Origin of the sequence: Natrinema hispanicum (assembly GCF_900111485.1) — an archaeon.
Lineage (GTDB): Archaea > Halobacteriota > Halobacteria > Halobacteriales > Natrialbaceae > Natrinema > Natrinema hispanicum_A.
This window is the reverse complement of record NZ_FOIC01000024.1, coordinates 16,782-22,126: the sequence shown is the minus strand read 5'-3', so window position 1 is coordinate 22,126 and position 5,345 is coordinate 16,782. Positions and strand designations below refer to the sequence as shown.

Annotated in this window: 2 protein-coding genes and 2 pseudogenes; 2 read left to right on the top strand and 2 right to left on the bottom strand. The window is 56.0% G+C overall.

The window, feature by feature from the left end; translation table 11 throughout:
- The first annotated feature begins 1,082 nt into the window (after nt 1–1,082).
- Nucleotides 1,083–3,506: an HVO_2072 family ArtA-dependent S-layer glycoprotein gene (gene csg, locus BSG09_RS15850; RefSeq protein WP_092934807.1), complete on the top strand. Its 2,424-nt coding sequence runs from the start codon at nt 1,083–1,085 to the stop codon at nt 3,504–3,506.
- A gap of 176 nt (nt 3,507–3,682) precedes the next feature.
- Here the strand turns inward: csg and BSG09_RS15845 are convergent, their stop codons facing one another.
- Nucleotides 3,683–4,675: a transposase gene (locus BSG09_RS15845; protein ID WP_092934805.1), complete on the bottom strand. Its 993-nt coding sequence runs from the start codon at nt 4,673–4,675 to the stop codon at nt 3,683–3,685.
- A gap of 58 nt (nt 4,676–4,733) precedes the next feature.
- Nucleotides 4,734–4,877: pseudogene (locus tag BSG09_RS20280) on the bottom strand (IS5/IS1182 family transposase); the annotation flags it as partial.
- A 273-nt stretch (nt 4,878–5,150) separates the two neighbouring features.
- Here BSG09_RS20280 and BSG09_RS15835 point away from each other — a divergent pair.
- Nucleotides 5,151–5,345, top strand: a pseudogene (locus BSG09_RS15835) (IS4 family transposase); the annotation flags it as partial.

Below are 5,345 nucleotides of genomic sequence, written 5' to 3'. Positions count from 1 at the left end.
TCTACAGAGATACAGCGAGAGTGCCTCGGGGCTTGACCCCGAGGGTGAATCGCGTAAGCTATATGATGGATACCACCGTATTGGAGAGTACAGTTGCGACATGGATTACAGACCGTAATCCGAAGCAACTGCCGGCAGTTGCGAGGAATGCGACTCCTCTCAACACCCGCGTCTTTGGCGTGGTGAGACGGGAGTTGTCGGGCCGTGGTGGAGCGGCCGACCCTCACGGACGCACCGAGCGTTCGGGTATTAATTCCAGACGACTCGTCATGGGAAGTCCGAGGGGAATTAAACTCGCCTGCGACCGCACGGCCCGTTTCGGGACGTGCGGTCAAAACGGTGAAGCCGCGGGGCTTGCCCCCGCGGTACTTCACTGACCCCTATCAGAATGGGGTGGTGGGCTCCCATCGGCTCAGACACTAATTGGTAGCCCTATAACATGGGAGATGTGACTCCCCTACTTCCGTCCACTACCACCCCAATCGATACTCGATCAGCCTGCTTCTGTTGGCTTGCATCTCCGTATTTAAACGAACACGCATCTCCCCTCCCTACTTATTCGTGGTTCGACAATCTTCGATTTTCGTTATCACGAAAGATTTCCTGTCTTTCGAACGACTTCCCTCATTCCTTGGGAATGGAGACTCCGCGCTACCGCTTCAGTTGAAAACCGCACGGGGACGGAAAAACTCTAGTCCCTACCCAAGAGATCACCCGTCCCTCGAGCGGTCCATGACAGGCATCCCTAATTGGGACGCACAGTGTGGTGTGGGTTTCCCCACAGGCGATAAAGTTGCAGAATTCTAATTAGTCTTTTGATACTGAAATTACTTCTAGCATACATGGGTTTGCTAGATCTGGTTTTAGAGGTCTAGAAGTGCGCACACGCTAGAAATAGATACCTCAATTCGAAATTATGTAAATACACAAGACTTATGGCCCAGCCAGAATGTAGTTCCGGGTACCCCTATCCCGGGAGGCTGCTCGGTGAAATGCAGTAGCAATATCGAACTGTGTTGTCGGCCGAATGCAGCCACCTCCATGATCGTGCGCAAACCAACCCAACCAAACACATAAAATAAATGACAAACGAAACCACCTATCGTGAGAAGGGACGTGCAGTGTTCCTGGCCGCGATGATGGTCCTCTCTGTCGTTGCGATGTCCGCAGCGTTTGTGGGCGGCGCAGCGGCGGCAGAGAACAATCGATATGAAGATGGTATTGTTGTAGAAGATGGAGACACAATCTACCAGGGCGAGGATGACCTTACCTTCGCTGACGGCTTCTCGACGACGCTGACCGGTGCCGAGAGTGGTGGCGCTGAGGGCCAGACCCTCGACACCAACCTCCGGATTCCGGAAGATCAGGAAACTGGTATCTACACGGGCAGCAACGACAAATCCGTGACGGTTACACAGCCACGAGTCGCGGATATCACCGTCTATAACCTGGACTCCGATGGTAACGTTATCTCGGATGATGTTGACGGCTCCAGCATTTCGACTGAAGATGCGGAGCACATGAGAATCAACGTCAAGTACAATTTCGAGCAGGCTGAGCCTGTCGAAATCGAGATTACGGACGAGAGCGGTTCGGATGTCACCGCCGAGGTCCTCGAAAGCGAGGATGCACTGATCGACACAAGCGGTAATGGCATCATGATTGACCTCTCCAGCTCGGACACCGGTGACTACACGATTACGGCAGAAGGGACGGAGAACCTTGACTTCGGTAGCGCTTCCGAGACCACGACGGTCACCCTGACTAACGACGAGGATCTCGGCATCGAACTGGCCAACGACTCCGCTGTCCGCGGTGACGACATCCAGTACACCGTCACCGGTGGGACTGACGGCCAGACCCACGTTGTGACAATCGACAGCTCCGACTTCCGTGACGGTATCACGGACGACGAGAAAGAGACCATCTTCCGAAACGTTGACGACACGGAAGAGGTCGGCTTCGACAGCGACAGCGGTGTTGCGTACGCTATCGTCGAGATGGACGGTACGACTGCTGTCGGCTCGATCGAAAGCCAGTACCTCGATGATTCCTCAGTCGACGTTGAGGTCTACAAAAACGGTGTGTCCGTTGCAGACATCGACAGTGAAGACTCGGAAGACGACACCACCCTCGACGTTGAGGAAGGCGACGTCACGATCGACAGCCCAGAAGGAACCTACGTTGTCGGTGAAGAAGTCGACATCAACGGGAGCGCAGCGGGTACCGACAAGGTTGCGGTCTACGCTCGCGATAACGGCGACTGGGAACGCGTCATGGACGGAATCGATGTTGAGTCCGACGACACCTTCGAAGAGGAAGACGTCGTTCTCTCCAACCGTGACACGGGTGGCTCGGACATTCTGAGTCTGCCCGGTACGTACCGTCTTGGTATCATCGCTCAGTCCGATGCGACGAGCGAGACTCTCACGACTACGGAGTTCAACCAGGGTACCAGCGCCACCGAGTCGATTTCTGTGGTCGCAGGCGACCTGACTGCTGACTTCGAAACCATCAACGGGGAGATTTCCCAAGACGTCGACAGTAACATCGACGTGAGCGGTACGGCAAGTGGTCAGGACCACGTTGTCCTCGTCTTCGTTGACGAACGTGGCAACACGATGGTCCAGGAAGTCTCCGTTGAGGATGACGGTACCTTCGAAGAAGAAGATGTGAGTCTCGCTGCCCTCTCGCAGGGTAAGGTCTCTGCACACGTCATCTCGAATGGCCGTGACGATATGTACGGCGACGGTACCTTCTCCGGCGACGATGACTTCGAAACCTGGGTCAACAACCTTGATGGTCTGACTGGCGAACAACTTCGTGAAAGCATCGCTAGTGAGACTGTCGACGAAACCGCCAGCGACGACCGCATGGTCATGGAGAACTTCCGCTACACCGACGCTTCGACCACGATTGAATCGATCTACCCCGAAGGCGAGAAAGCCGACGGAATCAATCCCGTCCCGTCCGACGGTACGGTCGTTGTCGAAGGTGAGACCAACCTCCAGCCTGAGGACAACACCATCACGGTTGAGGTCCTGAACGACGCAGATAACTCGCAGACGATCACCAGCACTGACGAGTGGGGCACTGACGGTCAGTGGACCCTTGAAGTCAGCACCGAGGATCTCGACGTCGGGAACTACACGATCGAGTCCGACGACGGCGAAACCACCGACCGAGCTGATCTCGAAATCGTCGAAGAAGTCGACGATGACGATGGCTCCGACGGCTCCGATGGTTCCGACGGCTCTGACGGCTCCGATGGTTCCGACGACACCGGTAGCTCCGACGACACCGGTAGCTCCGACGACACCGGTAGCTCCGACGACACCGGTAGCTCCGACGACACCGGTAGCTCCGATGACACCGGTAGCTCCGATGACACCGGTAGCTCCGATGACACCGGTAGCTCCGACGACGGCACGCCCGGCTTCGGTGTCGGCGTCGCCCTCGTCGCGCTCCTCGGCGCTGCACTGTTCGCGCTCCGCCGCGACAATTAAGACTAACTAACTACTGGGTACTCCGCCCAGACCTTGCAGAATTCCGTTTTCTTTCAACTGTAATTGAGATCGGTAAGCTCCCTTTCTGCCCGCTTCGCTCGCTGAGGAAGGGGATACACCGCTCCAACGAATTCCTTGCCTATAGTGGGCTTGACGAGGGTGTCATAGAAGTCTTCTCACACCGAGATCACGGTACTTCCTGGATTGTCTCCACGTTCATAATTGGTGATCGCAACGACGAGACGGAGACATAGAGCAAGAAACACCTGCGCTCGTGCATGGACGCGGCCTCGGGTTCGAACGTGCCCGAGGCCGCAGTCCTTGACTGCATTGTTGGTTCGTTCGACTCCTGTACGGCGGTTGTACGTCTCGTCTAACGTCGACTGCTTCAGCTGAACATCCTTACTGTGCTCGGTGATGCGGTCTTCGACCCTGTACTCGATGTCTTTCGGGTCGTCAGTGTTTCGTGCGTTGTACGGAGCGACTGGCACGACCCCTGCGGTCAGCAGGTGGTCGTGCCAGTCAAGCGTGTCGTAGGCACTATCACCGACCATCCAGATCGGCTGTTCGACGGCGAGCGCGTCACGCGTGACGCGCATCGCCGTCTCTTCTGGTGCTTGTTTGCTCTCGGTGAATTCCGCGGCGATAGGGATCTTTTGTCCGGTCGAGACGATCGTACAGCCGTAGCCGGAGTAGTATTCTTCGGCGGTTGGATCGTAGCATTTCGACGCATCTTGATCGGCTGGCATTGTTCTCACGTCAGTCGAATCGATGCAGTAGGTCAAGTCAAGCAGGCCGCGGCGGGCGGCCTGCTCGACGAGGTGGTCAAAGATTTCGTCAACGACGTGTTCGAGATCGGTGAGAAAGCGATCGACCGCGTCTCTCGACGGCGGTCGATCGAAGCCACAACTGAGCCAGACAACTGTATTCTGAAGCTCTCGTTCAACGGGACGAATGCCGTAGATGTCTTTGTAGTAGCAATGGAGGAAGCCACACATCAGCTCTGGTGGCTCGTGATCTCGTGTTCGCCCCGTCTCCGCCGGGGCGAACACGTCGAACTCTTCGAGAAACTCGAATGAGAGGTGCTCAAACAACGCGAGCGTCTCTGTCTCCACGACATTGAAGAACGTCTCTACCGAAGAATGCTCTTGCAGGGTCGCTGGGCTCATCCACCACAGCGTTCACCCTGCTCTTTGGTGCGCCACTCGTTCTATGACACCCTCTGTGGTAAATCCGGAGACAATGCAGCGAAATGAGGGCATAGTCGGCGAATCCGCCGCCACCAGTCGGGGCGGCGGATTCGCCTCGTTCACCCGTAACTCTTTGTGCAATCGAGACGCAACGCTCGGTGAAGCGGGAGATTTGCGTCATGGACAACCAAATTTTCCCGCTTCAACTCCTTCGATTTACTGACCTTCCCCGACGCCGTCTAGTGATTCAACGCAGCCGATTGTTGTGTAATCTTCTGGAAGCATGAACAACTAATCGAGTCTCTTTACGGTAAGATAGGCCGTTCACGCTTGAGGCTACACCATGCGTCTTTAGCTAAGTGACGAACCGCCAGACAGCAGTGGCTTATCGAGGCATCTTTTCGAGAGGATTGAGGAGGGGACAAGTGTGTCCAACACTCCCTCCTCAGACAGAATTGAACGTCGGCTTACTACCCTCTTTCCCTCTGCTGCTCTGGAAGATCACGCCGAGGCTGTCGGCGTGATCGAACGAGAGGGCAAGCTCCAGATCCCACCGCTCGTGTGGTCGTTTGCGTTCGGCTTCGCCACTGGCGAGAGCCGAACGCTCGCAGCCTTCCGCCGGAGCTACAACTCCACAGCTGATGAATCA